Annotated in this window: 23 protein-coding genes; 14 read left to right on the forward strand and 9 right to left on the reverse strand. The window is 71.4% G+C overall.

The window, feature by feature from the left end; translation table 11 throughout:
* Positions 1-63 precede the first annotated feature (63 nt).
* Positions 64-2,343 carry an FdhF/YdeP family oxidoreductase gene (locus ACFY1J_RS08930; protein ID WP_390709062.1) on the reverse strand — a complete coding sequence of 760 codons (2,280 nt, stop codon included), beginning with the start codon at positions 2,341-2,343 and terminating at the stop codon, positions 64-66.
* A 232-nt stretch (positions 2,344-2,575) separates the two neighbouring features.
* On the opposite strand from ACFY1J_RS08930, the gene polA reads away from it, so the two are divergent.
* Together polA and ACFY1J_RS08940 are read left to right on the forward strand one after the other, a co-directional pair.
* Positions 2,576-5,302 carry a DNA polymerase I gene (polA, locus tag ACFY1J_RS08935; protein WP_390730937.1) on the forward strand — a complete coding sequence of 909 codons (2,727 nt, stop codon included), beginning with the start codon at positions 2,576-2,578 and terminating at the stop codon, positions 5,300-5,302.
* Between the two features lie 395 nt (positions 5,303-5,697).
* Positions 5,698-6,105, forward strand: a complete 408-nt coding sequence (locus tag ACFY1J_RS08940; RefSeq protein WP_390709060.1) for a hypothetical protein — start codon at positions 5,698-5,700, stop codon at positions 6,103-6,105.
* Here ACFY1J_RS08940 and ACFY1J_RS08945 read toward each other — a convergent pair.
* Positions 6,026-6,883 carry a DUF4184 family protein gene (locus tag ACFY1J_RS08945; RefSeq protein WP_390730938.1) on the reverse strand — a complete coding sequence of 286 codons (858 nt, stop codon included), beginning with the start codon at positions 6,881-6,883 and terminating at the stop codon, positions 6,026-6,028. The genes ACFY1J_RS08940 and ACFY1J_RS08945 overlap by 80 nt on opposite strands.
* Before the next feature lie 315 nt (positions 6,884-7,198).
* Here ACFY1J_RS08945 and ACFY1J_RS08950 point away from each other — a divergent pair, with 315 nt between their 5' ends.
* The 3 genes from ACFY1J_RS08950 to ACFY1J_RS08960 all read left to right on the forward strand — a co-directional run bounded on the left by ACFY1J_RS08950 (position 7,199) and on the right by ACFY1J_RS08960 (position 10,202).
* Positions 7,199-8,905, forward strand: coding sequence for a lytic transglycosylase domain-containing protein (locus tag ACFY1J_RS08950; RefSeq protein WP_390730939.1), 1,707 nt, complete (start codon positions 7,199-7,201; stop codon positions 8,903-8,905).
* Positions 8,906-9,049: 144 nt separating this feature from the next.
* Positions 9,050-9,184 carry an SPW_0924 family protein gene (locus ACFY1J_RS08955; protein WP_345010136.1) on the forward strand — a complete coding sequence of 45 codons (135 nt, stop codon included), beginning with the start codon at positions 9,050-9,052 and terminating at the stop codon, positions 9,182-9,184.
* Between the two features lie 25 nt (positions 9,185-9,209).
* The gene (locus ACFY1J_RS08960; protein ID WP_390730940.1) at positions 9,210-10,202 is read left to right on the forward strand and encodes a DUF3068 domain-containing protein; all 993 of its coding nucleotides are present in this window, start codon (positions 9,210-9,212) and stop codon (positions 10,200-10,202) included.
* 5 nt (positions 10,203-10,207) lie between these two features.
* Here the strand turns inward: ACFY1J_RS08960 and hrpB are convergent, their stop codons facing one another.
* On the reverse strand, positions 10,208-12,736 hold the full coding sequence (gene hrpB / locus ACFY1J_RS08965; protein ID WP_390730941.1) for an ATP-dependent helicase HrpB: 2,529 nt from the start codon (positions 12,734-12,736) through the stop codon (positions 10,208-10,210).
* 58 nt (positions 12,737-12,794) lie between these two features.
* Complete coding sequence (locus ACFY1J_RS08970) at positions 12,795-13,604, reverse strand: class I SAM-dependent methyltransferase (RefSeq protein WP_390709342.1); 810 nt, start codon at positions 13,602-13,604, stop codon at positions 12,795-12,797.
* A 368-nt stretch (positions 13,605-13,972) separates the two neighbouring features.
* Between ACFY1J_RS08970 and rpsA the strand changes: the two genes are divergently transcribed.
* The 4 genes from rpsA to ACFY1J_RS08990 all read left to right on the forward strand — a co-directional run bounded on the left by rpsA (position 13,973) and on the right by ACFY1J_RS08990 (position 17,744).
* Positions 13,973-15,463 (forward strand): 30S ribosomal protein S1, encoded by a 1,491-nt coding sequence (rpsA, locus tag ACFY1J_RS08975; protein ID WP_067042841.1) that lies wholly within the window; start codon positions 13,973-13,975, stop codon positions 15,461-15,463.
* A gap of 260 nt (positions 15,464-15,723) precedes the next feature.
* Positions 15,724-16,662: a PAC2 family protein gene (locus ACFY1J_RS08980; RefSeq protein WP_390730942.1), complete on the forward strand. Its 939-nt coding sequence runs from the start codon at positions 15,724-15,726 to the stop codon at positions 16,660-16,662.
* 51 nt (positions 16,663-16,713) lie between these two features.
* Positions 16,714-17,313, forward strand: a complete 600-nt coding sequence (coaE, locus tag ACFY1J_RS08985) for a dephospho-CoA kinase (RefSeq protein ID WP_390730943.1) — start codon at positions 16,714-16,716, stop codon at positions 17,311-17,313.
* Positions 17,314-17,363: 50 nt separating this feature from the next.
* On the forward strand, positions 17,364-17,744 hold the full coding sequence (locus ACFY1J_RS08990; protein ID WP_316753559.1) for a tetratricopeptide repeat protein: 381 nt from the start codon (positions 17,364-17,366) through the stop codon (positions 17,742-17,744).
* Positions 17,745-17,798: 54 nt separating this feature from the next.
* On the opposite strand, the gene ACFY1J_RS08995 is transcribed toward ACFY1J_RS08990, so the two are convergent.
* Complete coding sequence (locus ACFY1J_RS08995; protein ID WP_390709053.1) at positions 17,799-18,107, reverse strand: DUF6343 family protein; 309 nt, start codon at positions 18,105-18,107, stop codon at positions 17,799-17,801.
* 55 nt (positions 18,108-18,162) lie between these two features.
* On the opposite strand from ACFY1J_RS08995, the gene ACFY1J_RS09000 reads away from it, so the two are divergent.
* The 3 genes from ACFY1J_RS09000 to ACFY1J_RS09010 all read left to right on the forward strand — a co-directional run bounded on the left by ACFY1J_RS09000 (position 18,163) and on the right by ACFY1J_RS09010 (position 20,379).
* Positions 18,163-19,074 (forward strand): acyltransferase domain-containing protein, encoded by a 912-nt coding sequence (locus tag ACFY1J_RS09000; RefSeq protein ID WP_390730944.1) that lies wholly within the window; start codon positions 18,163-18,165, stop codon positions 19,072-19,074.
* A 68-nt stretch (positions 19,075-19,142) separates the two neighbouring features.
* Positions 19,143-19,835, forward strand: coding sequence for a class I SAM-dependent methyltransferase (locus ACFY1J_RS09005; protein ID WP_390709051.1), 693 nt, complete (start codon positions 19,143-19,145; stop codon positions 19,833-19,835).
* Positions 19,836-19,950: 115 nt separating this feature from the next.
* Positions 19,951-20,379 carry a DoxX family protein gene (locus tag ACFY1J_RS09010; RefSeq protein ID WP_390730945.1) on the forward strand — a complete coding sequence of 143 codons (429 nt, stop codon included), beginning with the start codon at positions 19,951-19,953 and terminating at the stop codon, positions 20,377-20,379.
* An 82-nt stretch (positions 20,380-20,461) separates the two neighbouring features.
* On the opposite strand, the gene ACFY1J_RS09015 is transcribed toward ACFY1J_RS09010, so the two are convergent.
* Positions 20,462-20,953 (reverse strand): RNA-binding S4 domain-containing protein, encoded by a 492-nt coding sequence (locus ACFY1J_RS09015; RefSeq protein WP_390731024.1) that lies wholly within the window; start codon positions 20,951-20,953, stop codon positions 20,462-20,464.
* 385 nt (positions 20,954-21,338) lie between these two features.
* On the opposite strand from ACFY1J_RS09015, the gene ACFY1J_RS09020 reads away from it, so the two are divergent.
* Positions 21,339-22,091, forward strand: coding sequence for a uracil-DNA glycosylase (locus ACFY1J_RS09020; RefSeq protein WP_390730946.1), 753 nt, complete (start codon positions 21,339-21,341; stop codon positions 22,089-22,091).
* Between the two features lie 46 nt (positions 22,092-22,137).
* On the opposite strand, the gene ACFY1J_RS09025 is transcribed toward ACFY1J_RS09020, so the two are convergent.
* From ACFY1J_RS09025 to ACFY1J_RS09035, 3 genes are read right to left on the reverse strand one after another with little or no spacing between them, the layout of a single operon-like run.
* The gene (locus ACFY1J_RS09025) at positions 22,138-23,634 is read right to left on the reverse strand and encodes a LamG domain-containing protein (protein ID WP_390730947.1); all 1,497 of its coding nucleotides are present in this window, start codon (positions 23,632-23,634) and stop codon (positions 22,138-22,140) included.
* Between the two features lie 9 nt (positions 23,635-23,643).
* The gene (locus ACFY1J_RS09030; RefSeq protein WP_390709047.1) at positions 23,644-24,102 is read right to left on the reverse strand and encodes a GNAT family N-acetyltransferase; all 459 of its coding nucleotides are present in this window, start codon (positions 24,100-24,102) and stop codon (positions 23,644-23,646) included.
* Entirely contained in the window at positions 24,099-24,512 is a 414-nt protein-coding gene (locus ACFY1J_RS09035; RefSeq protein WP_390730948.1) for a RidA family protein, read from the reverse strand. Before ACFY1J_RS09035 ends, ACFY1J_RS09030 begins: the two co-directional genes overlap by 4 nt.
* A 195-nt stretch (positions 24,513-24,707) precedes the next feature.
* Here ACFY1J_RS09035 and ACFY1J_RS09040 point away from each other — a divergent pair, with 195 nt between their 5' ends.
* A complete protein-coding gene (locus tag ACFY1J_RS09040; RefSeq protein ID WP_390709045.1) occupies positions 24,708-26,300 on the forward strand; it encodes an NnrS multi-domain protein in 1,593 nt (530 codons plus the stop codon).
* The last annotated feature ends 230 nt before the right edge of the window (positions 26,301-26,530 follow it).

Below are 26,530 nucleotides of genomic sequence, written 5' to 3' on the forward strand. Positions count from 1 at the left end.
ACCCGGCTCCGTTCGTCGTGATCAGTGGTTCTGATCGGTCGCTCCAGTCGACTGAGCAAACGCTCAGTCGGTCGCCGATTGTTCCAGACGCACCACCACGGACTTGCTGGCCGGGGTGTTGCTGGTGTCCGCGGTGGCGTCCAGCGGCACCAGCACATTGGTCTCCGGGTAGTACGCCGCCGCACATCCGCGTGCCGTCGGGTAGTGCACGACCCGGAAGCCGGGTGCCCGCCGCTCCACGCCGTCCTGCCACTCGCTCACCAGATCCACGTACGACCCGTCCGCGACCTTGAGCTCCCGCGCGTCCTCGGGGTTGACCAGCACCACCCGGCGGCCGTTGCGGATGCCCCGGTAACGGTCGTCGAGACCGTAGATCGTGGTGTTGTACTGGTCGTGCGAGCGCAGCGTCTGGAGCAGCAGCCGGCCCTCGGGCAGCCCGGGGAACTCGACCGGCGCCGCCGTGAAGTTCGCCTTGCCCGTGGCCGTCGGGAAACGCCGCTCGTCGCGCGGGGCGTGCGGCAGCGCGAAGCCGCCGGGCCGGGCCACGCGCGCGTTGAAGTCCTGGAAGCCGGGGATCACCCGCGCGATGCGGTCGCGGATCGTCCCGTAGTCCTTCTCGAACTCCTCCCACGGCACCACGCTGGCCTCGCCGAGCACCCGGCGCGCGAGACGGCAGACGATGGCCGGCTCGGACAGCAGCCGGGCACCGGCCGGCTCCAGGCGGCCGCGCGAGGCGTGCACCATGCCCATGGAGTCCTCGACGGTCACGAACTGCTCGCCGGAGTCCTGCAGATCCCGCTCGGTGCGGCCGAGGGTGGGCAGGATCAGCGCACGCGCGCCCGTGACCACGTGCGAGCGGTTCAGCTTGGTCGACACGTGCACGGTCAGCCGCGCGCGCCGCATGGCCGCCTCGGTGACCTCCGTGTCGGGGGACGCGGCGACGAAGTTGCCGCCCATCGCGAAGAACACCTTCGCCTCGCCGTCGCGCAGCGCGCGGATGGCCCGTACGACGTCGAAGCCGTGCTCGCGCGGCGGCGCGAAGCCGAACTCCTTCTCCAGGGCGTCCAGGAAGGCAGGGGCGGGCCGCTCGAAGATGCCCATGGTGCGGTCGCCCTGCACGTTCGAGTGACCGCGCACCGGGCACACGCCCGCGCCCGGGCGGCCGATGTTGCCGCGCAGGAGAAGGAAGTTGACGACCTCGCGGATGGTCGGCACCGAGTGCTTGTGCTGCGTGAGACCCATGGCCCAGCAGACGATGGTGCGCCGCGAGGCGAGCACCATCCGCAGCGTTTCGTCGATCTCCGCGCGCGTGAGTCCGGTCGCCGCGAGCGTCTCGTCCCAGTCCGCGGCACGGGCGGCCTCGGCGAACTCCTCGTACCCGTGCGTGTGTTCGCGCACGAAGTCCTCGTCGACCGCGCCGTCCGTCTCGAGGATCAGCTTGTTGAGGAGGCGGAAGAGGGCCTGGTCGCCACCGATGCGGATCTGCAGGAAGAGATCGGTCAGCGCGGCGCCCCTGAGCATGCCCTGCGGGGTCTGCGGGTTCTTGAAGCGCTCCAGGCCCGCCTCGGGCAGCGGATTGACACTGATGATCTTCGCGCCGTTGGCCTTGGCCTTCTCCAGGGCGGCGAGCATGCGCGGATGGTTGGTGCCGGGGTTCTGCCCCGCGACGACGATCAGGTCCGCCTTGTAGAGGTCGTCGAGCAGGACGCTGCCCTTGCCGATGCCGATCGTCTCGTTCAGCGCCGAGCCGGACGACTCGTGGCACATGTTCGAGCAGTCCGGCAGGTTGTTGGTGCCCAGCTCGCGCGCGAACAGCTGATAGAGGAAGGCGGCCTCGTTGCTCGTACGCCCCGAGGTGTAGAAGACGGCCTCGTCGGGGGAGGCGAGGCCGGCGATCTCCTCGGCGACGATGTCGAAGGCGCGCTCCCAGGAGACCGGCTCGTAGCGCTCGCCCCCTTCGGGGAGATACATGGGGTGGGTGAGGCGGCCCTGCTGGCCCAGCCAGTAGCCGCTGCGGGTCGCCAGATCCGCCACTGTGTGCGCGGCGAAGAACTCCGGGGTGACCCGGCGCAGCGTGGCCTCCTCGGCCACCGCCTTCGCGCCGTTCTCGCAGAACTCCGCCTTGTGCCGGTGGTCCGGCTCCGGCCAGGCGCAGCCCGGGCAGTCGAAGCCGTTCTTCTGGTTGACGCTCAGCAGCGTCAGCATGGTGCGCTTCACGCCCATCTGCTGCTGGGCGATGCGCAGCGTGTGCCCGATCGCCGGGAGACCGGCCGCCGCGTGCTTGGGCTCGGCGACCTGCGGCGCGTCCTGAACCGGGTCACCCTGGGGTGGCTTCGTTGCCATGGCTGCGCTCTCCTTCACCGGCACCCGTGAACTACGTCTTTGATCCTCGCACGCACCTCCGACAGGCAAAGCGGCCGGGGTTTGCGGAGGACACGGGCAATGGTTGCGTATGAAGCAATGGTTGCGGAAGGGGCAACGAAGCGGGGTGTGGGTGCCGCCGGGGTGCCGCCCGGCCGCCGGGGCACGCACGGGTGGGGTCCGGCTGTCAGTGGCACGTGGCAGGATCGGGGGCGTGGCAGAGACAGCATCGAAGAAGACCGACAGCCCCCCCGGCGGAGCCCGCCCGCGGCTGATGCTCATGGACGGGCACTCCCTGGCCTACCGCGCGTTCTTCGCGCTGCCCGCGGAGAACTTCACGACCGCGACGGGCCAGCCGACGAACGCGATCTACGGCTTCGCGTCGATGCTGGCCAACACGCTCCGCGACGAGGCGCCCACGCACTTCGCGGTGGCGTTCGACGTCTCCCGCAAGACGTGGCGCTCGGAGGAGTTCACCGAGTACAAGGCCAACCGCTCCAAGACCCCGGACGAGTTCAAGGGCCAGGTCGAGCTGATCGGCGAGCTCCTCGACGCGATGCACGCCGAGCGCTTCGCCGTCGAGGGGTTCGAGGCGGACGACGTCATCGCCACGCTCGCCACCCAGGCCGAGGCCGAGGGCTTCGAGGTGCTGATCGTCACCGGCGACCGCGACTCCTTCCAACTGGTCTCCGAGCACACGACAGTGCTGTATCCGACGAAGGGCGTCTCGGAGCTGACCCGGTTCACCCCGGAGAAGGTCTTCGAGAAGTACGGCTTGACGCCCGCCCAGTACCCCGACTTCGCTGCGCTGCGCGGCGACCCGTCCGACAACCTCCCGGGCATCCCCGGTGTCGGCGAGAAGACGGCCGCGAAGTGGATCAACCAGTTCGGTTCCTTCGCCGAGCTGGTGGAGCGCGTCGAGGAGGTCAAGGGCAAGGCCGGGCAGAACCTCCGCGACCACCTGGAGGCGGTCAAGCTCAACCGCCGGCTCACCGAGCTGGAGCGCGCGGTGGAGCTGCCCAAGGCCGTCACCGACCTGGCGCGGGCCCCGTACGACCGCAAGACGGTCGCGATGGTCCTGGACACCCTGGAGATCAGGAACCCCTCCCTGCGCGAGCGCCTCTTCGCCGTCGACCCCGGTGCCGAGGAGGCCGAGACCACCCCCGTCGCCGCCGAGGGCGTGGAACTGGACGGCACCGTGCTCGGCACCGGCGAGCTGGCCCCGTGGCTCGCCGGGCACGGCACGCAGACCCTCGGAGTCGCCACGGTCGACGCCTGGGCGCTGGGCGCCGGCTCGGTCTCCGAGATCGCGCTCGCCGCGGACGACGGCGCGGCCGCCTGGTTCGACCCGTCCGAACTGGACGAGGCCGACGAGAACGCGTTCGCCGGCTGGCTGGCCGACGCGGCGAAGCCCAAGGTCTTCCACAACGCCAAGGGCGCCATGCGGGTCCTCGCCGAGCACGGCTGGAGTGTCGCGGGCGTCACCATGGACACCGCGCTCGCCGCCTACCTGGTCAAGCCGGGCCGCCGCTCCTTCGACCTGGACGCGCTGTCCCTGGAGTACCTGCACCGCGAGCTGGCCCCCGCCGCCGCGGCCGACGGCCAGCTGGCGTTCGGCGTGGACGACGGCGCCGAGGCCGAGGCCCTGATGATCCAGGCCCGCGCGATCCTCGACCTGGGCGAGGCCTTCGAGGGCAAGCTCCAGGAGGTCGGCGCGGCGGACCTGCTGCGCGACATGGAGCTGCCCACCTCCGCCCTGCTCGCCCGGATGGAGCGGCACGGCATCGCGGCCGACCGGGCCCACCTGGAGGCCATGGAGCAGACCTTCGCGGGCGCGGTGCAGCAGGCCGTGAAGGAGGCGCACGCCGCGGCCGGGCACGAGTTCAACCTGGGGTCGCCCAAGCAGCTCCAGGAGGTTCTCTTCGGCGAGCTGGCCCTGCCCAGGACAAAGAAGACCAAGACCGGCTACACCACCGACGCCGACGCCCTGGCCTGGCTCGCCACCCAGACCGACAACGAACTGCCGGTGATCATGCTCCGCCACCGCGAGCAGGCGAAGCTGCGCGTCACGGTCGAGGGCCTGATCAAGACCGTCGCCGCCGACGGCCGTATCCACACCACCTTCAACCAGACGGTGGCGGCGACCGGCCGGTTGTCCTCCACCGACCCCAACCTGCAGAACATCCCGGTCCGCACCGACGAGGGCCGGGCGATCCGCCGCGGCTTCGTGGTCGGCGAGGGCTTCGAGTCCCTCATGACCGCGGACTACAGCCAGATCGAACTGCGCGTGATGGCCCATCTCTCCGAGGACGAGGGCCTGATCGAGGCGTTCACCTCCGGGGAGGACCTGCACAACACGGTCGCCTCCCAGGTCTTCTCGGTCGAGCGCTCCGCCGTCGACGCGGAGATGCGCCGCAAGATCAAGGCGATGTCCTACGGCCTGGCGTACGGCCTGTCGGCCTTCGGTCTGTCCCAGCAGCTGAACATCGAGGCGGGCGAGGCCCGCGCCCTGATGGACACCTACTTCGAGCGGTTCGGCGGTGTGCGGGACTATCTGCGGCGGGCGGTCGACGAGGCCCGGGCCACCGGCTACACGGCGACGCTCTTCGGGCGCCGGCGCTACCTCCCCGACCTCAACAGCGACAACCGCCAGCGTCGCGAGGCGGCGGAGCGGATGGCCCTCAACGCGCCCATCCAGGGCACGGCCGCGGACATCGTCAAGATCGCCATGCTCCACGTCGACCGGGCTTTGCGGGAGGCGGGCCTCAAGTCGCGCATGCTCCTCCAGGTGCACGACGAAATCGTGCTGGAGATCGCCCCCGGGGAGCGCGCGGCCACGGAGGAGATCGTCCGCCGTGAGATGGCGGGCGCGGTCCATCTGAGGGCACCTCTGGACGTGTCGGTGGGCGTGGGCCCGGACTGGGAGTCCGCCGCGCACTAGCCTCCGGCGGCTCGGGCTCGGGCTCGGGCTCGGGCTCGGGCTCGGGCTCAGGCCCAGGCTCCAGCTTCGGATCCGGATCCAGCTCCGGCTTCGGGTCTGCGCAGCGGCCAGGAGCGCGGCGCCCCGCGTCGGGCTCCTGGCCGCGGCCTACGCCCGAGCCGCGCCGCCCGGCCGGGGGCCGGCTCGGTACCGGGCCGGCCAGCCTTTCGCCCCGCGCGCGGGAGCCCGGCGCAGCCGCGCCGACCGCAGGTCGGCCCGGCTCGGCGGAGGGGGTGCCCACCTCGGGGACGTCCTCTCCGCACCCGCACCACCCCGGCTCAGGCCCCGCGGGGCCCGTCACTCACGTGGCCCCCGTCAATGCGCCCCCCGGCCCTCCCGGCGGTGAGGATGCGGGCATGGGTATACGCATGCTCCACCGCCGGACGGCCCTGGCACGGACCACGGCACAGGCGGACGCCGTCGCGCCCCCGTCCATGCCGCCCTCGCGGATCCCGGCCTTCGCGGCCGACGCAAGCACCGCCCGCATCCACACCGACCTGAGGACAGCCGTGCGCAGGACCGCGGCAGCCCTCGGACACCGGCTCACCACCAGGGCCTCCAGAGCGGACCGGGCACTGGCCTGGCGCCAGTGGGCCGACCTCGGCCGCGGCTACCTCGCGCTGCTTCTGACCCTGCTCCCTAGGCCGCGCCCGCCCCGCACGATCACCGTCTTCGTCGCGCCCCTCACCGAGCGACCGGACGGCTCGGCTCGGCACGCTCCCCGCCGGGAACGGCGGCAACCGGGACAGGGCGCCACACCCTGACCCCGGCGGCGTACACCAGCAGCCCCAACACCAGGCCGGCGCCCGCCCCGAAGCACACCGTCGGCACCACCTCCCAGGGCTTGGCCGAGCCCCCGCCGCGGTACTCCCACCAGCCCGCCACACGCTGAGCCGCCCCGGCCACGGCGCAGCCGCCGATCACGGCCCCGGCCCACCACCGGTCACGTACCGACAACGGCGGCACCCCCACCGGCTCGCCCGAGGGCGCCCGCCGTACCGCATACGTCAGGAACACCGCGATCACGACCGCGGCCAGCGCCGAGCCGCCGTACTGCAGGTACCAGTACAGCGGTGTGCCCGCCAGCTCCCGGCCCAGGACCGGGAACAGCCGCATCCCCCACCGGTCGAGATGCGTGAACGCGTCCCACACGACGTGCGTCAGCGCGCCGAGCGCCGCGGAGACGTACCACCACGCCACCGAAGCGGGCCGCACGCGCGCGCGTGGTGCCCCGCAGCGCAGCAGTGCCGCCACTCGTCCCTGCCGGGCCCGCGGCGCCAGCGCCACCAGTGGCTCCCGCACCAGCAGCCACAGCCCCGCCAGCGCCCAGGCGATGAGCACGTCGACGGTGAAGACACCGGCGAACGAGTGCGTGACGTCCCCGAACTCCATCGCACCCGACAGGACACTGGCCGCGTAATAGGTCATGTCGGGAGAGAAGGAGCCCGCGACGAGCACCGCGGGCACGAGCCGCCCCCGGCCTGATCCGTCCCCGCGCACCGCGGGCAGGACCGCGGCCGCATGGCTGAGAGTGAACGGCAACGGGTCCCCCTGGAGTGGTTGTCGGCCGGCCCGAGAACGGTGATCACATCCGTCAAGTATGGGTGATGGCAACCCACGACAAGGGCACATGGACAGTGGGTGAAATCCGGACACCACCGGGTGCCTCCGCAAAGGAAGTTGTCGTAGGGTCACCTGGGTTGCGGTACCGGGGAGCAGGCGCGAAAGCGCCACCGCATCGCAGCGCACGCATCGAATGGCGCAACGGGGCAACCAGAGTTCCGGGTCAACCGTCACAACAGGGCGAGCAGACAGACAGAGACGGGCGCTCGGGCGTCCACGGGAGGGGTTCACGCCATGACGGCGCATTTCGGCAGGCGGCTGTACAAGGGGGCGGCGACGACCGCCGTGGCCGCGGCAGCGGTCGCGGCCCTCTCCGCGTCCCAGGCTCCGGGTGTCACGTCCGACGACCACGGCAGACAGTCCGCCGCCGGCGCCACCAGCCCGGCGCCCGAGGCGGAGGCCGACGGCAGTGCCAACGCCACCGGCAACTCGCCGTACTACACGGACCTTCCGCCGCTCAACAGCCCGAACCCCAGCCCGTCGTCGACCATAGGCACCCCCGTCTCCCAGGGGGAGGCCGAGTCGGGCATCCCCGCGACCGTCCTCGACGCCTACAAGAAGGCCGCGGCGGAGCTGCGGGGCTCGAAGCCGGGCTGCAACCTGCCCTGGCAACTCCTCGCCGCCATCGGCAAGGTCGAGTCGGGCCAGGCCCGCGGCGGCCGTGTCGACGCGAACGGCACCACCCTCGGCCGGATCCTCGGCCCGGAGCTCGACGGCAACGGCTTCGCGCTCATCAAGGACACCGACCACGGCCAGTACGACGGCAACAGCGAGTACGACCAGGCCGTCGGCCCCATGCAGTTCATCCCGTCGACCTGGGCCTGGGCGGGCCGCGACGGCAACGGCGACGGCGTCAAGGACCCCAACAACGTCTACGACGCGGCACTCGCCGCCGGCCACTACCTGTGCCGCAACGGCTGGGACCTGTCCGCCCAGGCGGACATGAACCGCGCGATCCTCAGCTACAACAACTCGCAGGACTACCTCAACACGGTCCTGTCGTGGTTCGAGTACTACCGCAAGGGCACCCACTCCGTCCCCGACGGCACCGGAACCTTGCCCTCGGGCCGCAGCGACGACCACACCGGGAAGAACGCGAAGCCGGGCAAGGAGACGCCGCCGAACCCCGGCAGGACGCGCGACACGAACCCGAGCCCCGACCCGTCCAAGCCGCCGCAGACGCCGCAGACCCCCACCGACACGGTGGACCACTTGGAGGACGCGGGCACCGCCAAGCTCACCGCGATGGCCGGGCACGCGTTCACCAAGAAGATCAGCACGCGCGCGGAGACCAAGGCGGGCAAGGCCGTCGGCAAGGTCAGGATCCGGTTCACCATCGTCGGGGACACGGACACCACCTTCACCGGCGGTGAGAGCGTCGCCACGGTCGCCACCGACAGCAAGGGCGTGGCCGTCGCGCCCGCGCTCCAGGCGGGCGAGAAGACCGGCGACTTCACCGTCCGTGCCACCATCGTGGGCCGCTCGGTCGCCGCCCCCGACTACAGGGCCACGGTCACCCCGCATGCCGCCGACACCCTCGCCCGGACCAGCGACACCGCGCTGACCTGCACCCCGGGCGGCGAGTTCGCCGACCAGGTCGAGGTGAAGGCCACGTACAAGGGCGCCGTCGCGGACAAGGTCGCGGCCACCGCGACCCTCGTCAAGTCGGCGGACGACGCGACCGAGAACGACAAGGGCCCCTACTTCAAGGACGCCGACGGCAAGGCCGTGCGCACCCTGACGGACCTCAAGACGGACGCGAACGGCCTGATCAAGCTGCCGAAGCTGTACGCGGACGACACCACCGGCACGTTCCTGCTCCGTATCACCACCACCGGTGGCGCCACGCTGACCGTCGAACTGACGGTCGCCGCGGCCGACCCGTCGCCCAGCCCGTCGCCCAGCACCTCCGCGAGCCCGTCCGCCAGTCCTTCGGCGTAGGCCGGGCCCGCTCCACAGGGCGCCCCTCCGCTCCGGCGAAGGGGCGCCCTCGTCTGTGTGTGCAACGTGTTCTCATCTCGCCCGCCCGTTGCTACGGTGCCGGACCTGACGACCTATCAGGAACCGTCCGCCGGGAGGACCCGCATGCGCGCCCTGATCGCCGCCGCGACCGGTCTCGCCCTCGCGCTCGCCCTGGTCCTCGCGATCACCGCCATGGGGGCGCCCACGGGAAAGACATCCCCGAAGCCACTGCTCACGACGGTGCCCGCACACCCGTAACCGCCCGTCCGGGAGGGAGGCCGAGATGCGCCGCACGACCAGTCTGATCCTGCTCGCCCTCGCCGTGTTCTTCACGGCGCTGTCCCCGCTGCTGCGCTGGTACGCCTTCCCGCGCCTGGCCAAGATCCCCGCGAACCAGTACCAGGACATGGTCCTGGAGGCGAAGGACGCCACGCTTCTCGACTACGGCACGATGCGGGCGAAGCAGGTCCCCGAGGTCACCATCGTGCAGACCCTCAAGGGCAACGTGGAGGCCTCCGACCGGATCGAGAAGACGGCGGGGAAGGACGTGGTCGTCTGGGACGGCCTGTCCTATGTCCAGGGCCCCGACGGCAAGATGGTCTCCCGCATCCCCGAGCGCTACATCTTCGACGCCCACTCCCAGGAACCCGTCCACGCCACCGGCGAGACGGTCGACGCAGACCCGGTCAAACGGGAGGGCATCGAGTTCAAGTGGCCCTTCCTCACCGAGAAACGGGACTACGAGTACTTCGACGCGCAGACCCGCACCACCAACCCCATCCACTACAAGGGCACCCAGACCTTCCGCGGTGTGCACGTCTACTACTTCGAGCAGACCATTCCCTGGACCAAGGTGCCCTTCCCGAAGACCATGCCCGTGCAGGGCATCACCCCCGAGTCGGTCGCCAGGACCGGGACGACCCGCTGGTACACCACGGTCCGCAAGTTCTGGGTCGAGCCCGTGACCGGCGCCCCCGTCTACGGCGAGGAGATCCACAAGGAGGAACTGCGCGGCGGCACCCTGCTCGGCGGCCGCGACCGGGTGACGGCGTTCGCCGGTCACGTGAAGATGCGCGAGGACTACATCGAGCACACCGTGGCCCTGGTCAAGCACAACCGCACCGTCGTCCTGCTGCTCACGTCCTATCTGCCCTGGGGCTTCCTGGCCCTCGGCCTGGTGCTGCTGTCGCTCTCCCTGTACCTGGAGGCGCGCGGCCGCCGGCCGGCGGACCCGGCACCGGCACAGACCGCGGAACCGGAGCCGGTCAGCGCCTGAGCGGGTCAGCGCCTGAGCCGGGCGTTGGTGTGCCGGGTGGGCTCGGCGGTGGCCGGGTCCTCCGGCCACGGATGCTTCGGGTACCGGCCGCGCAGCTCGGCCCGTACGCCCTTGTAGCCGTCCCTCCAGAAGGAGGCGAGGTCGGCGGTGACGGCGGCGGGCCGCCCGGCGGGGGAGAGGAGATGCACGAGCAGCGGCATTCCGGCCACCCGCGGCGACTCGTGCAGCCCGAACATTTCCTGCAGTTTCACGGCGAGGACGGGCTGCTCGGGGTTCGCGTAGTCGATCCGGATTCTGGACCCACTGGGGACGGCGATCCGCTCGGGGGCGATTTCGTCGAGCCGGGCGGCGTCCCCGCCGGCCCACGGCAACAGCCGTCCGAGCGCCTCCCCGGCATCGATCCGCGCGAGGTCGGCCCGCCGCCGGGCCCGTCCCAACTCGGGTTCCAGCCATTCGTCCACGCGCGCGTGGAGGGCACCGTCCGACACGTCCGGCCAGGGCTCGCCGACCCGCAGCCGCAGAAAGGCCAGCCGCTGTCGCAGTACCTCCGCCTCCGCCGACCACCGCAGCAGCCCGAACCCCTCCTGCCGCAGCCCTTCGAGAAGCGCGTCGCGTACGAGGGCCGGGTCGGCGTCCTTCAGCGGCCGCACCGCCAGCTCGACCGCCCCCAGCCGCTCCACCCGGCGCGCGACCACGTCCCCCTCCGTCCAAAGCACCTCGTTCCGCTCCTCGTACAGGGTCCGCGCCGCGAACCGCGCGAGTTCCTCGTCGACCACCGCCCCGAGCCGCACGCGCGCGTGCCCCTTGCCGAGCGGGCGGTCCGCCGCGGCGACGGCGATCCAGGGCACCTCGCGCAGCGGCGACCCGTCGGCGAGTTCGGCTCGCGTCCCGGAGAGCATCAGGTACGACCCGCCGTCGAGCCTGGCGATCCGCTCGGGAAAGGCGAGCGCGGCGACGAGCCCGGCGAGCTGCTGATCGCCGGTTCCCGTGCCGACCCGGGCGTCCACCGGCAACCGGGGGAGACCGGTGGGCGGGTGGGAAGCCCCCTCCGAGACGACGGCCCGCAGCCGCCGAACCTCAGCGGCCCACCGCTTGGCGTAGGCGTCACCACCGCGCCGCGCGACACGCAAGGCCGACGCCAGGTCGTCCCCGTATTCCCTGGGTGCCTCTTCACTCAGCAGCGCGACGACCTCGGCACCCCCGCCGGAGGTGTCCAGCAACGCCCTCCCCAGCCGTGGGTGCAACCCCAGCCGCGCGAGCCGAACCCCCCGCTCCGTGGCCCGCCCGGCGGAGTCCACCGCCCCCACGGCCGTCAGCGCGGAGCGCGCCGCCGCCATCGCCCCACCCGGCGGCGGATCCAGCAGCGCCAGCCCGGAGGCGTCCGGATCCCCCCAGCAGGCGGCCTGGAGCGCGAACGCCGTCAGGTCGGCCACCTTGATCTCCGGCAACGGATAACGGGGCAGACGGGCATCCTCGGCCTCCGCCCAGCACCGGTACACCGCACCCGGCGCCTCACGCCCGGCCCGCCCCGCACGCTGCCGCCCCGCCGCCTGCGAGGCCCGTACCGTCGTCAGCGCGCTCAGCCCGCGCGCGTGATCGACACGCGGTTCCCGCGCCAGCCCGGAGTCCACCACCACCCGCACCCCGGGCACCGTCAGCGAGGACTCCGCCACCGACGTGGCCAGCACCACCCGGCGCCGCTCACCGGGCGCCAGCACGGCGTCCTGCACCGCCGCCGGCGCCCGCCCGTGCACCTGGAGCACCTCGACGTCGCCCAGGTCCCCCAGTTGCCCGGCCACCTGCGCGATCTCGCCCACGCCGGGCAGAAAACACAGCACGTCCCCCGGCCGCTCGGCCAGCGCCCGCCGCACCACCGACGCCACGTGGGACAGCAGCGCGGGGTCGACGCGCATCCCGTGCGGCGGCCGTACCGGGCGCACCGGCGGCGCCCACACCACCTCCACGGGATACGACACGCCCGAGGCCTCGACCACCGGCGCCCCGCCCAGCAGCCGCGCCCACCCCTGCGCGTCGGTGGTCGCCGACGCGGCCACCAGCCGCAGCTCCGGCCGCAGGGTCTCCCGCACGTCCCACAGGAACGCCGCCACCGTGTCCGCGTCCAGATGCCGCTCGTGGCACTCGTCGAGCACGACCATGTCGACACCCGTCAGCTCCTGGTCCCGCTGGAGACGCTGGAGCAGCACACCGGTCGTGACGACCTCCACGCGCGCGTGGCGCCCCACGACCCGCTCCCCGCGCACGGTGTAGCCGACGCTCTCCCCGACCTTCTCGCCCAGCAGCCACGCCATCCGCCGCGCGGCCGCGCGCGCCGCGATCCGCCGCGGCTCGGCCACGACCACCCGCCGGGCCGGCCCCGCGCCCAGCAGCCCCGCCAGCGCCAGCGGCACCAGGGTCGTCTTGCCGGTGCCGGGCGGCGCGACCAGGACGGCGGTGCCGTGTCCCGCCAGGGCGTCGTCCAGGGCGGGCAGGGCACCACGTACGGGCAGGGCGTCCAGGGCGTCGTAACGGATCACGCCCCTAGTGTCGTACGGCCCCCGGAACCGCCCTCACGCGCGTGTGCCGGGCGGAATCTCAGTCCCGCTCGCACACGAAGATCGCCGTCCCGGGGATGAGGGCGCCCCGCAGCGGGGACCAGCCGCCCCACTCCGCGGTGTTCCAAGCCGGCCACTCCGGCTCCACCAGGTCCACCAGACGAAAGCCCGTGGCCACGATGTCCCGGACACGGTCGCCGATCGTCCTGTGGTGCTCTACGTAGACCGCCCGGCCCTCGTCGTCCTGTTCGACGTACGGCGTGCGGTCGAAATACGAGGCCGCCACCGACAGCCCCTCGGGCCCCGGCTCGTCCGGGAAGGCCCAGCGGACGGGATGGGTCACCGAGAACACGAAGCGGCCACCCGGGCGGAGTATCCGGTGCACCTCGCGCAGCACCAGCCGCGGGTCCGCCACGAACGGCAGCGCCCCGTAGGCCGAACACGCCAGGTCGAAGGAGGCGTCGGCGAAGGGGAGCGCACCGGCGTCGGCGCACACCAGAGGAAACGATCCGCCGATGCGCAGTGCGTGCTGGAGCTGACGGTGGGAGAGGTCAAGGGCCACCGGCCGGGCCCCCTGGGCGGTCAGCCAGCGCGAGCACTGCGCCGCGCCCGCGCCGATCTCCAGGACGTCCTTGCCCTTCAGCTCCTCCGGCGCGCCGAGCAGCTCGGCCTCCACCTCGTCGAGACCCTCGGGGCCCCACACGAAACGGTCGTCGCCGAGGAACGTGCCGTGTTCGACCTGGTACTCGTCCGCGTTCCGGTCCCACCAGCCCCGATTGGCCCTGGAGCTCTCGGTGGCACCGGCGTCGCGCCGGGTGGCTTCGGGTTCGAACGCTTCGGGCTCTTGGATGATCGGCTCCCTCGTCGTACTCTTCCGTCCAACCCTCAGGGCCGTGTCACGGAGGAGGTTCCCTCAGGCCTGCGTGGCCTGCTGGGACGTTTCTTGTGCCGGTTATGCGGCGATCCGCCCCGGGTGTGCGCCTTCGCGCATTGACCCTGTCCGGCTGCCCCCGTATGCTACAAGTTGCGCTGCGGGCCTGCGCACCTCAGACGTAGCAGGCTGCGCTCGCATCTGTTGTATGTCCCCTCGGTTGTCGAGGCGCCATCACCAGTTTCTGGTGGGGCGCTTCCTTGGCTGTCCGGCTTCTTCAGAGCGATACGGGCTCCCGGCGTAGCAGTACCTACGACTTCAATGTCCGTACCGGAGCCCTTTCCCACATGACGAGCAGCACCGAGACCACCGCCACCACCCCGCAGGTAGCGGTCAACGACATCGGTAACGAGGAAGCCTTCCTCGCCGCGATCGACGAGACGATCAAGTACTTCAACGACGGCGACATCGTCGACGGCGTCATCGTGAAGGTCGACCGGGACGAGGTCCTGCTCGACATCGGTTACAAGACCGAAGGTGTCATTCCGAGCCGCGAGCTCTCGATCAAGCACGACGTCGACCCCAACGAGGTCGTTGCCGTCGGCGACGAGATCGAGGCCCTCGTCCTCCAGAAGGAGGACAAGGAAGGCCGCCTGATCCTCTCGAAGAAGCGTGCCCAGTACGAGCGCGCCTGGGGCACCATCGAGAAGATCAAGGAAGAGGACGGCATCGTCACCGGTACCGTCATCGAGGTCGTCAAGGGTGGTCTCATCCTCGACATCGGCCTCCGTGGCTTCCTCCCGGCCTCCCTGGTCGAGATGCGCCGCGTCCGCGACCTCCAGCCGTACGTCGGCAAGGAGCTCGAGGCCAAGATCATCGAGCTGGACAAGAACCGCAACAACGTGGTCCTGTCCCGCCGTGCCTGGCTGGAGCAGACCCAGTCCGAGGTCCGCCAGACGTTCCTCACGACCCTCCAGAAGGGTCAGGTCCGCTCCGGTGTGGTCTCCTCGATCGTCAACTTCGGTGCCTTCGTGGACCTGGGTGGCGTCGACGGTCTGGTCCACGTCTCCGAGCTGTCCTGGAAGCACATCGACCACCCGTCCGAGGTCGTCGAGGTCGGCCAGGAGGTCACCGTCGAGGTCCTCGACGTCGACATGGACCGCGAGCGCGTCTCCCTGTCGCTGAAGGCGACCCAGGAAGACCCGTGGCAGCAGTTCGCCCGCACCCACCAGATCGGCCAGGTCGTGCCCGGCAAGGTCACGAAGCTGGTTCCGTTCGGTGCGTTCGTCCGCGTCGACGAGGGCATCGAGGGTCTGGTCCACATCTCCGAGCTGGCCGAGCGCCACGTGGAGATCCCGGAGCAGGTCGTCCAGGTCAACGACGAGATCTTCGTCAAGGTCATCGACATCGACCTCGAGCGTCGTCGCATCAGCCTCTCGCTGAAGCAGGCCAACGAGTCCTTCGGTGCCGACCCGGCCTCGGTCGAGTTCGACCCGACGCTGTACGGCATGGCCGCGTCGTACGACGACCAGGGCAACTACATCTACCCCGAGGGCTTCGACCCCGAGACCAACGACTGGCTCGAGGGCTACGAGAAGCAGCGCGAGGAGTGGGAGCGCCAGTACGCCGAGGCGCAGCAGCGCTTCGAGCAGCACCAGCAGCAGGTCATCAAGTCCCGCGAGGCCGACGCGGCTGCTGCCGCCGAGGGCGGCGAGGCTGCGGCTCCGGCCGCGACCGGTGGCTCGTACTCCTCCGAGGGCGCGGACACCTCTGGTGCCCTGGCCTCGGACGAGGCGCTTGCCGCGCTGCGCGAGAAGCTGGCCGGCGGCCAGAGCTGATCGCTGCCGCTGAGGCTTAGCCGTTGACTGCAGGGGCCGTACCTTTCGGGGTACGGCCCCTCAGTGCTGCCCGGGAGCGGGGAACCCGGCGTCCCCGTGCGGGAGTTCACGGCCACGCGCGTGACGGCCGCACGGCGCCTCGTGCCGTGGTGGACCAGTGCATGAAATCGCGGTGAGAGATGCCTGATCAGGGACGTGGCCGGGAATGCCCACGTTCCGGGCCGCGTTGTCGACTACTGACACGAGGAGGAGCGGTCACAGTGCTTGATCCGCAGGGTTTGTACGCATGGGAGCCGAAGGGGCTTGCCGTCGTCGACATGGCGCTCGCCCAGGAGTCGGCCGGACTTGTCATGCTCTACCACTTCGACGGATACATCGACGCGGGTGAGACCGGCGACCAGATCGTCGAGCGGCTCCTCGACTCCCAGCCCCACCAGGTCGTCGCCCGCTTCGACCACGACCGGCTCGTGGACTACCGGGCCCGCCGCCCGCTGCTCACCTTCAAGCGGGACCGCTGGACCGAGTACGAGGAGCCGACCATCGAGGTACGGCTCGTCCAGGACACCACGGGAGCGCCCTTCCTGGTGCTCTCCGGCCCCGAGCCGGACGTGGAGTGGGAGCGCTTCGCCGCCGCCGTACGGCAGATCGTGGAGCGCCTCGGCGTACGGCTCTCCGTCAACTTCCACGGCATCCCGATGGGCGTCCCGCACACCCGCCCGGTCGGCCTCACCCCGCACGGCAACCGCACCGACCTCGTCCCGGGCCACCGCAGCCCCTTCGACGAGGCGCAGGTGCCCGGCAGCGCCGAGGCGCTCGTCGAGTACCGCCTCATGGAGTCCGGGCACGACGTCCTGGGCGTCGCCGCGCACGTCCCGCACTACATTGCCCGCTCGGGCTACCCGGACGCGGCGCTGACCGTCCTGGAGGCCATCACGGCCGCGACCGGCCTGGTCCTGCCCGGCATCGCGCACTCCCTGCGCACGGAGGCGCACCGCACGCAGACGGAGATCGACCGGCAGATCCAGGAGGGCGACGAGGAGCTCACCTCCCTCGTCCAGGGCCTTGAGCACCAGTACGACGCCGCCGCGGGCGCCGAGAGCCGCGGCAACATGCTCGCCGAGTCGGCGGACATCCCGTCGGCGGACGAGATCGGCCGGGAATTCGAGAAGTTCCTGGCGGAGCGGGAGGGCGACAACTAGGCGGTGCGGCCGGTGGGCGCCCTGTCGGCGGCAGGGCCTAAGCTTCCGCTCATGCTGAAAGTTGGCCTCACCGGTGGGATCGGCGCCGGCAAGAGCGAGGTGTCGCGGCTGCTCGTCGCGCGCGGTGCCGTACTGATCGACGCCGACCGCATCGCACGCGAGGTCGTCGCGCCCGGAACCCCGGGCCTCGCTGCGGTCGTCGAGGCCTTCGGCAAGGAGGTGCTCGCCGCGGACGGCAGCCTGGACCGGCCCCGGCTGGGCTCCATCGTCTTCGCCGACCCGGAGAAGCTGGCCGTCCTCAACTCGATCGTGCATCCCCTGGTGGGCGCCCGCTCCCGCGAACTGGAGAGCGCGGCGGCCGACGACGCGGTGGTGATCCACGACGTCCCGCTCCTCGCGGAGAACGGCCTCGCGCCGCTGTACGACCTCGTGGTCGTCGTCGACGCGAGCCCCGAGACCCAGCTCGACCGGCTCGTCCGGCTGCGGGGCATGACCGATCAGGACGCACGCGCGCGCATGGCGGCGCAGGCGACGCGCGAGAAGCGCCTGGAGATCGCGGACGTCGTCATCGACAACGACGTACCGCTCGAAGCCCTGGAGCGGCGCGTGGACGAGGTGTGGAGCGAGCTGGTCCGCCGCGCGCGGGAATAGCGGCCCTCCGGCCGGGCGTTGAACGCCTCCAGCAAGGGAAGGACTTTGTCGTGCCCGAGACCAGCGGTTCGACCGGACGTACGCCGGAGACGCATGTCATCGACTTCCGTGCCGCCGAGCAACTGCTCAACGCACGGGACCCGAGGGGCGCGGTGAAGCTGCTCGACGGCGTCATCGCCGCCCATCCCGAGAACACGGCCGCGCGGCTGCTGCGTGCCCGCGCCTTCTTCGCCGCCGCCCAACTGCGGCCCGCCGAGCTGGAGTTCACCATCGTCCTGGAGCGCGAGCCGGACAACGCGTTCGCGCACTTCGCCCTCGCCCGCACCTATGAGCGGCTGGGACGCCCTGACCAGGCCAAGCGTCACTTCCGGCTGGCGGCCGCGCTGGACCCCAACCCGGAGTATCTGAAGGCCGCGCGGTTCGATTCCTGACGCGGACGGCGGTCCGACGCCGGCCGCGGTGCCGTGCCGCCATGCGTGCGCCCGTCACGGATGCCGGTGCTGCGGAGGCCGACGGAACGGCGGACGCCTGTCCACCGGCTCGTACGGCGGGACATCACGGCCCGGCTGGTAGTGCGGGCCCTCCCGCATGTGCTTGAGGATCATGGTCATGTCGACGGTGGCCACCACCCAGAGCACCCCGCAGGCGGCGGCCCAGCCGGGGCGCCCGACGAGCACGAAGACCACCGTGCCGAAGATCGCCCAGCCCAGCCCCCACACGCTCAGCCACAACCGCGCCCGCAGAGCACTGCGCGCGGTCGCCGGCTCACTGCCCGTACGCATCGGGATCACCATTCCTCCTTGCAACGTACTCTTCGAGGGGACGTTCACCAAAGGGGGGAATCGCACCGTGCTGCCGGACGCCGACGACCTGCCCGAACTGCTCCTCGACCTCTGTGTCCCCCATGAGGACATCAACGAATTGGTCGGACTGCGCCGCACGGTGACCGGCGACCCGGGCGCCCTGCGGTTCCTGGCGGAGTGCGTCGAGGAACTGGTCCGGGACCTGGGGGAGCCCGGCGGGGCACCGGGTCTGGAGGAGCGGCTGGCGGTGGCTCCGGCCGGGCTGGGCCCGTACTTCGTGGTGTACGTCTTCCTCGCCGGGCTTGCCCACACGCGCGCGTACCACCGCGAGCGCGGCATCCCGGCCGACGTCTGCCGGCGCACCCTCGCCGATCTGGGGCGGCACATGACGATCCACCGCAGACGGTCCGGCGCGGGCGGGTTGCACCCACGGCAGGCGCGCTGGCTGGCCCACCACTTCCGCGGTGAGCTGTACCAGCTGGGCCGACTGCAGTTCGAGCGCGCACGGCTCGGTGAGCGTACGGCGCGGGTGATCTCGGCCGCCGGACCGGACGTGGCCCCCGGTGTGCCCTGTCTGAACCTGCACATCCCCGACTTCCACGGTCCGCTGACCCCGGCCGCGTGCGACCGGTCGGTGGCGCTGGCCCGGGACTTCTTCGCCCGGTACTTTCCCGAGGAGAGGCCTCGGGCCGCGGTCTGCCACTCCTGGCTGCTCGATCCGCAGCTGAAGCGGTATCTCGCCGAGGATTCCAACATCGTCCGTTTCCAGGAGCGGTTCCGGGCGGGCCGGGAGGACACGGAGCCGGCCGACGGCGATCCCGTCCAGTTCGTGTTCGGGGATCCGGACCTGCCGGCGCGTGACCTGCCGCGCCGGACGTCCGTGGAGCGGGCCGTGGGGGACCATCTGCGGGCGGGCGGCCACTGGTACATCGGGCACGGATGGTTCCCGCTGCCATGAGGAACACTCGAACGAGTGAACTACCGGCGGGCGGGAACGGGCCTGCGGAGGCGGGCCGTTGTTCGGGCATGACGGTTGAAATGCGTGAGGGGTACGAGGGATCGGGACCCGGTGCGATCACACCGGACGGCTGCGCGGTGGAGCTCTACTCACGCCTGCCGGTGCGGGACGAGCCGGACATCATCGCCGCGGCCGTGCCGCCCGGTGCGCGCATCCTGGAGCTGGGCAGCGGAGTGGGACGGATGACCCACCCCCTGCTGGAGCGCGGGTTCACGGTCACCGCGGTGGACGAGTCCGCCGAGATGCTGGAGCGCGTCCGCGGGGCGCGCACGATATGCAGCCCCATCGAGAACCTCGACCTGGGCGAGACGTTCGACGCGGTGATGCTCGCGTCGTTCCTGGTCCACGCCGGGGACGTCGAGGTGCGCCAAGGAATGCTGCGCACCTGCGCCCGGCACCTGGCGGAGGGAGGCTGTGTCCTCATCCAGCGCGAGGGCGAGGACTACCACACCAACCTCCCGCGGGAGCGGATCGACCCCAGCGGCTTCACCGTGCGGATGCTGTCGTCAGAGCCGGTCGGGGACGGGGTGAACTCGGTGCGCGCGGAGTATGTGTTCCCGGACGCGGTCTGGACGCAGACGTTCCGGGCCCGGCCGCTGACCAAGGAGGAGTTCGAGGAGGCGCTGGCGGAGGCGGGGCTGGAGGTGGACGAGTATCTGACACCGGACGGGGTGTGGGTGCGGGCGGTGCGGACGGCATAGGGGCGCCGGAGCGCGGGAAGGCGGGCGAATGTCCCGCGGACGGCGATGAGTTCTCGGACAGGGGCCGGTCTACCTCTGTGACAGCAACCGGGACCGCTTCCCCCAGGAGACACCCATGACCGGGACCATCGCTTCCGTCACTTCCGCCCCGACCGCCCACGGCCACCGCGCCCGGATCGCCCTGCGCACGGTACAGGTGCTGCTCGCCCTGTTCTTCGCCGTCGCGAGCGCACTGCCCAAGCTCATCGCGCACCCCTCGGCCGTCGAGTCGTTCGACAGGATCGGCTGGGGCAGCACGGGTATGTACACCATCGGCGTACTCGAACTGGCCGGGGCGGTCGCCCTGTTGATCCCGGTCCTGCAGTCGGTGGCGGCCATCGCGCTGAGCGCGCTCATGGTGGGCGCGTTCATCGTCCAGCTCACGGTGTTCGACGGTCAGTACGCGGCGACCCCGGTCATCCTGATGGTGCCCCTGACCCTCATCGCCTGGGCCCGTCGAGGGCACAACGCCGAGCTGCTGCGGCTGGTGCGACGACGGGCGTGATCCGCGTACGGAGGCGGTGACGTCCGGCGGGCCTCGGGGGCCCGGGCGGGCGTCACCGCTGTGCCAGGGCGTGCGGGCGGGATCACCGCTCCTTGGGACGGCCCCCGGGATTTGGCCGTCCCCCGGGAGTTGGCCGTCCCCCGGGACTGCCGAAGCCGCCGGCGCCACCCGCTCCCCGCAGCCGTTCCAGCTCGCGGCGGTCCCGCTTGGTGGGGCGGCCGGTGCCGCGGTCGCGGATGCCGATGGGGGCCGTGGCCTCGCGGGGCGGGGGCGGCGGGGAGTTGTCGATGTAGCACTGCGCTGCCACGGGGGCGCCGACCCGCTTGCGGATCAGACGTTTGACGACGACGACCCGCTCCCGGCCCTCGTGCCGCAGGCGCACCTCGTCGCCGATGCGCACGGAATAGGCGGGCTTGACGCGCTCGCCGTTCACATGGACGTGTCCGCCACGGCAGGCGGTCGCTCCCTGGGAGCGGGTCTTGACCAGACGCACGGCCCAGATCCAGCTGTCGATGCGGACGCTCCCGCCGTTGGCCGGCCCGGCGGCCTCGGCGGCGGCGATCGCGGCGGCGATCTTCGGGTCGACGGCAGTCGCGTGGGCGACAGCGGAGTTTCCGGTGGCGTCGGCGGTACTGGTAGCGGCTTCGTCCGGGGTGTGGGCAGCGTCGGCCGCCCCGGGGGTCCGGGCCACCGCGTCGGTCCGGGTTCCACCGTCGGCCCGCGCACGAGTGTTGTCGCCGTCGCTGCCGTCGCCGCCCGTCTTCGGCACAGCCGAGCCGCGTCGCTCGGTCACCCGTCCCCGGCGTGTGTCGGGCGTGCGGCCTGCCGACCGCGTCCCGGTCCCGCCGGTCTCGCGGCCCTTGCTCTCGTCCGCATCCTGCAAAGCCATGTCCTCGACCTTAGCTCCAGGAGCCCCGTGAGCCGGACGCGTTTTCCGAGCGGAGGCATACGGTTGTGGCATGGACATCCGCGGCTTGCCCGACCTCGACCGGCGCCTTGCCGGCTGCCGGGCGTGCCCGCGGCTGGTCGCCTGGCGGGAGGAGGTGGCGCGGACCAAGCGTGCCGCCTTCGCCGACTGGACCTACTGGGGCCGCCCGGTGCCCGGCTTCGGCCCGCCCGATGCCCGGCTGCTGATCATCGGGCTCGCCCCGGCGGCGCACGGCGGCAACCGCACCGGCCGCATGTTCACCGGCGACCGCTCCGGGGATGTGCTGTACCGGGCGATGTACGACGTCGGACTGGCTTCGCAGCCCACGTCCGTCAGCGCCGGTGACGGACTGGAGCTGTACGGCGTACGCGTCACCGCGCCCGTGCACTGCGCTCCGCCCGCCAACAAGCCGACCCCAAAGGAGCGCGACACCTGCCGGCACTGGCTGGTGCGGGAGCTGGGCCTGCTGCGGCCGACGCTCAGGGCCGTCGTCGTGCTCGGCGCCTTCGGCTGGCAGGCCGCCCTGCCCGCGTTCGCCGAGGCGGGCTGGACCGTGCCCCGCCCGCGGCCCGCCTTCGCCCACGGCACCCGCGTGAGGCTCGACGGACCGGACGGATCCCATGGGCCGGACGGGCCGGAAGGGCTGGATCTCTTCGGCTGCTTCCACGTCAGCCAGCGCAACACCTTCACCGGCCGGCTCACACCGGAGATGCTGCGGGAGGTGCTGCGCACGGCGGCGGACGCGGCGGGGCTCGGTGACCCGGTGGCCCGGAAAACCAGGTGAGCCCGTGCGTCTGTGCGTCCGCCGATGAGGCGGTTCCCCGGATTCCTCAGACGATGCGGGCCGCCGCGATCGGCCGCTTGTCGGGGGTGTACGACGTGCCGCTGTTGACGCTCCACCGGTAGCGGGAGAACTCGCCGGAGGTGTTGTCGGCGTAGACCATCATGTGGCCGATGCCGACGCCCTGGAGGTTGTTCACGTCGTCGACCATCCGGGTGTCGGGGTAGGGGGCGTAGCTGGCCTTGCCGTAGACCCCGTGCGGATCCGATGTGCAGTCGAGGATCTCGACGGCGTACTGCGTCTCGTTGTTGACGGTCGAGTTGCCGGTGTAGACGCCCTTGACCTCGCGGACCATCACGATGTGCCCGGTGTTGACGGTCGTGGGGTCGGTGCCGGGCTCCGGCTTGTAGTCGATCGCGATCAGGTCGCCCGGCCGCAGGTCGGTGACCTTGCGGATGCGCTGGAAGCGGGGGCCCGCCGTGCCGTTGGTGAACGCCGAGCAGTAGTCGGCGGCCTCCGGGACCTTCTCCTGGAAGTACTGCAGGTAGTAGGCGTCGCTCGCCCAGCCGTAGGTGTGCTTGAGGACGGCGGTCATGAACGACGAGCAGCGGGCCCGGGCCACCCAGCTCGTGAGGTCGTCGGGGCGGCCCCAGGTGACGGTCGCGGGGGAGCCGATCAGGTAGACGTTGTTCTCCCGGGCCGTACGACCGCTGACCAGGGCGATCTCAGCGGCGGTGAGCGCGCGGGAGTATGCCCGTACGTCGTCCACCGCTCCCTTGAACCGGTTCGCATAGGCGCCGTCCCAGCGGGCCCGCCCGATGTTGAAGCCCTGCGTCGCGGCCCACGCGAGCGTGGTGTCGGCGCTGCCCTCCAGCGTGCCGTTCACATACAGATGGATGCGCGTGCCGTCCCAGGCGCCGGCCAGATGCGTCCAGACGCCGGTCTTGGTGACCGGGGTGGTGGAGACGGCGGACACCTTGGTGCTCTGGTCCTCGCTGCGCACCTTGAACGCCCATGTCCCGGCCGTGTTGTCGTACTGGAGCAGGAAGCGGCTGGCGGAGCTGCCGTCCTGGCTGACGGCGGTGTACATGCTGGTCAGATCGGCCGGACCGGCGGGGTCGTCGGACAGGCGTACCCACGCCGAGACCGTGAACGGGGCTGTGGTGTCGAGGACGGAGCCGGTGGCCGCGTACGCCCCGGAGGTGCCGTCCAGGCTCAGCTCGCCGCCGGACCGCAGTGTCGTCCAGGTCGCGCCCGGGCCGAGTGTGACGGGGTGTTCCCGTCCGCTGCGGTCGCCCGCGGAACCGTCCAGCGGCCAGTGCCCGGCGAGGCCCTCCGTCAGATACCCGGCCGCCAGCAGCCGCTGGTACTGGACCATCCGCTCGGTCTCTGCCAGATGCGGCGTCGCGACGGGGGTGAACGGGGTGTCCAACGGCGCGTCGGCCGCGGCCGTGCCCGCACCGGTCACCACTCCCGTCATCGCACCGGCACCCACCATCGCCGCTCCGCCCAAGAGCCCGCGTCTGCTGATCATCGTCTCCCCCATCGTCTCTCCTCAGGGCCGCCACACATACCGGACATCCGGCTCCCGCTCCTCGTTGTCACTGCCGTCCGTGAACTCGGCGGCGACGAAGCCGTGCCGTTCGTAGAAGCGATGGGCGGGCTTGTTGACCTGGAAGGTCCACAGCGTGAGGCCTCGCGGACGGCGCTCCTTGGCGACGGCCATGAACCGGTCGCCGAGGCCGCGCCCCCGCCAGCCCGGGTCGAGATACAGCTGGGACAGCAGGCCCTCGTCGAGCACCATCACGCCCACCACCGCGCCGCCCGCCTCGGCCACCCAGGTCTCCCGCGACGGCACGACCACGTCCCGGAAGTAGGCGCGGACCTCGTCGTCGGTGCGCGGCCGTCCGACCGTCGGCAGCGCGGCCGCGAAGGAGCGCAGCCAGACGTCGGCGGCGGAGAGGGCGTCGGACTCGGCCGCCCGGCGCAGAAGGACCGCGGTTTCGCCGCTCATGAGCGCGCCTCCTCGGGGATGACGGCAGTGGCCGTGATCTCCACCAGCTGCCCGGTGTACCCGAGGCAGGCCACGCCGAGCAGGGTCGACGAGTGTGGCCCGCCGCTCAGCCCCGACGCCTCGACCACCTCCCACACCTCGGAGAGCACCGAGGGGTCACTGCTCACCACGTACACATCGGTCGCCACGACATGCGCCAAGTCGCTGCCCACGGCTTTCAGTTGCTCACCCAGATTCGCGATCACCCGCTCGGCCTGCCGCACGGGATCCCCCACACCGACCACTTCTCCCCGCGCGTCGAGGGGCACGGCCCCGGCGAGGAACGCGAGCTTCGTACCGGCCTCGACTATGGACGCATGCGAGTACGTGGGCGGCGGAAACAGACCGGATGCGGTGACGCGCCGGATCATGCGGGCTCCTGGCGTGGACGAAGGACAACCTGTCGATCATCCGCAGCCCGGCTGGTGACCGCATCCGAATTTTCGATCTCCGCCTACCCGTTGAGCAGTGGATCGAGAAAGCGGCCGAGGAGTCAACCGTATCGGGGACCTCGGTCGCCGTGGGATCATCTCGCCACGTTCGGCACACGCCTATGGGGGAGGCACGTGGTGCGTGTTCGGTACGACCAGCGGGCACTGGCACTCGTCGAGGTGCGCGGGGGGCGACGGGACTGGGAGACGGCCGAGAACGAGTTCGCCCAGCGCGGTTGGCCGGTCGTCACCTCCTTCGCACGCGGTGAGGACATATCGGCGGGAGTGCTCACCCGGGACCCGGACACGCGGCTGTACTGCGTGGAAGTGCGCCTGTTCGGCGCACGCAACAGCAGAACCGAGCGAGCCGCGGCCTGGCGGGTGGAGCGGCTGGCGAAGGCCGCCCGGATCGAGATGTACGTCAGGCGCTGTGACCTGCTGGACACGGACCGGGAACAGTTCACCGAGTGGCGGGTCCATTCCGTGGCGCACCTTCTGCCCCTGCGCCCGCCGCCGGGACCCCGGCACCGCATCGCGGAACTGCGCCGGCGCTGGGCCGTCCTCCAGGCGCGTTTCACCGAACGTCGGGGCCGATACGACACCGGAACCTTCGTGAGCGGCACGGCCTCGGAGGCCAGGCGGCTTGCCCGGATGGGCTTGCCGACGGGAGCCGCACCCCGGAGCGACGTCGATGTACGTCCGGCGCACGGGCCGGGCCACGACCGTATCGTCCGCAGACGTGAGCGGGCCGCGGACCGTTGGGTGAATCAGCAGTTGGCCTGGCTGCTGGCGATGGCCCTTTGCGTGGCGTACGCGCGCCTCGCCACCGCTGATGGCGCGTGGTTCTGGGGAACGCTGGCAGTCGGCTGCTTCGCCGCCAGTGTGCGCGCGGCAGTCCGGGTCCACCTTTCCGGCGGGCGGATGCAGGAAGCCCTGCGCCTCCTCACCATGGCGGCTCTGCTCCTGGCGGCGGTTTTCGGCTGGCTCCCTCCTGGGGCCGATCCTCTGACACCGCTCCAGCTGCTTGCCTCCGTCGTCTTGCTGGCCACGGCGGTCGGTGTCTGGCTGCTGGTGCGGCAGTGGAGCTGGGGGGAATGGCTGGCCTGGGCGGCTCCGCTGGTGTTCGCGGCGCTCGTGTCCTTCGTCGTGGCCTCCGGTTCGGTCCTGCACGCCCTGTACGCGAACGCGTTGGGACTCGACCCGGAGGACTTCCACGTGCCGGGGATCTGGCAGGTGGCGGCGGCGGGCAAACTGCTGAGTTTCCTGAGTCTGGCCCTGGTGGTGCCGGCCGGGTGGGGCATCGCGAAGCATGTGCACGCGGCCTTCCTCCGCCCGGCCGAGTATCTGAACCCTCCGCTGTATGCCGTGGTACAGCTCCTCGTCGTCGGAATTGTCGCGGCTCTGGCCGTCAGCTCCTCATATCAGGCCGCCGACGCGGTGAAGGCGGCCGCCAAAGCGCACCGGGCGGCACCGCCCTACTTCGGTGTACGGCCCGAATGGATCTGCGTGCAGCCGACGGTGGCCAGGAAACAGCTGAACGTGCAGGGAGCGGAGCTCCGTCCAGGACGCCCCTACCTGTCGTTCGGGGTCTCCGGGGACGACGTCGTGCTGTGGGACGCGGACGCCGCCGAGCCGTTCAAGGTGCCCACCGCGCAACTGCGCCTGCTTCCCACGAAGAATCCGCGCAAGCCGTGCGACTTCCCGGCCCGCCGATGGGAGCGGCCTTAGACCGCGTTCCGCGTACTCAGTTGCCCCTTGCCCGGTGTCATGCGGCCGTGCCGCGAGAAGCATGCGTCTTCGCCGTCGAGATCCGGGTCGGGGAAGGTGCACGTCGTCCTGATAGTCGGCTGAACAGCGACTGCTGTTCCCGCGCCGCCCTACGGCTGCCGGTGCTGTCCTCCAGCGGCATGTGTCCTCGCGTCCCGTTGCGTAGCCGGAATGCCCCTCTCGTCCTTCGG

The organism is Streptomyces sp. NPDC001406, from assembly GCF_042895285.1.
Classification (GTDB): domain Bacteria; phylum Actinomycetota; class Actinomycetes; order Streptomycetales; family Streptomycetaceae; genus Streptomyces.